This is a genomic window from Streptomyces sp. NPDC033216 (genome assembly GCF_055577115.1).
In genome coordinates this window covers 1-1,269 of the sequence record NZ_JBVIQK010000062.1, presented here as the reverse complement: position 1 = coordinate 1,269, position 1,269 = coordinate 1, and the positions used below count along the sequence as shown (strand labels likewise).

Below are 1,269 nucleotides of genomic sequence, written 5' to 3'. Positions count from 1 at the left end.
TGGCTGACCACGACGGACCACAAGACGATCGGCACGCTGTACCTCGTGACGTCGTTCGCGTTCTTCTGCATCGGTGGCGTGATGGCGCTCTTCATGCGCGCCGAGCTGGCCCGTCCGGGCCTGCAGATCATGTCGAACGAGCAGTTCAACCAGGCGTTCACGATGCACGGCACGATCATGCTGCTGATGTTCGCGACGCCGCTGTTCGCCGGTTTCGCGAACTGGATCATGCCGCTCCAGATCGGCGCGCCGGACGTCGCGTTCCCGCGGCTGAACATGTTCGCCTACTGGCTGTACCTGTTCGGCTCGCTGATCGCGGTCGCCGGTTTCCTCACCCCGGAAGGCGCGGCCGACTTCGGCTGGTTCGCCTACTCCCCGCTGTCGGACGCGGTCCGCAGCCCGGGTCTGGGCGCCGACATGTGGATCATGGGTCTGGCCTTCTCCGGCTTCGGCACCATCCTCGGCTCGGTCAACTTCATCACCACGATCATCTGCATGCGCGCACCCGGTATGACGATGTTCCGCATGCCGATCTTCGTGTGGAACGTGCTGCTGACCGCTGTCCTGGTCCTGCTGGCCTTCCCGGTCCTGGCGGCCGCGCTGTTCGCCCTGGAGGCGGACCGCAAGTTCGGCGCCCACATCTTCGACGCCTCCAACGGCGGCGCGTTGCTGTGGCAGCACCTCTTCTGGTTCTTCGGCCATCCAGAGGTGTACATCATCGCGTTGCCGTTCTTCGGCATCATCTCCGAAGTGATCCCGGTCTTCTCCCGCAAGCCGATGTTCGGCTACATGGGCCTGATCGCGGCGACCATCTCGATCGCGGGTCTGTCGGTGACGGTGTGGGCGCACCACATGTACGTCACCGGTGGCGTCCTGCTTCCGTTCTTCTCCTTCATGACGTTCCTCATCGCCGTCCCGACCGGCGTGAAGTTCTTCAACTGGATCGGGACGATGTGGAAGGGGTCGCTGAGTTTCGAGACCCCGATGCTGTGGGCGACCGGCTTCCTGATCACCTTCACCTTCGGTGGTCTGACCGGTGTCATCCTGGCCTCGCCGCCGATGGACTTCCATGTCTCGGACTCCTACTTCGTGGTGGCGCACTTCCACTACGTCGTCTTCGGCACGGTCGTCTTCGCGATGTTCTCCGGCTTCCACTTCTGGTGGCCGAAGATGACCGGCAAGATGCTCGACGAGCGCCTCGGCAAGATCACCTTCTGGACCCTGTTCGTCGGCTTCCACGGCACCTTCCTGGTCCAGCACTGGCTGGGC

1 protein-coding gene is annotated in these 1,269 nt (G+C 63.5%); it reads left to right on the top strand.

The features are described from left to right. Positions 1-1,269, top strand: a 1,269-nt coding sequence (locus tag ACZ5Y0_RS36870; RefSeq protein ID WP_469132995.1) for a cbb3-type cytochrome c oxidase subunit I, incomplete at both ends; no start/stop codon positions are given.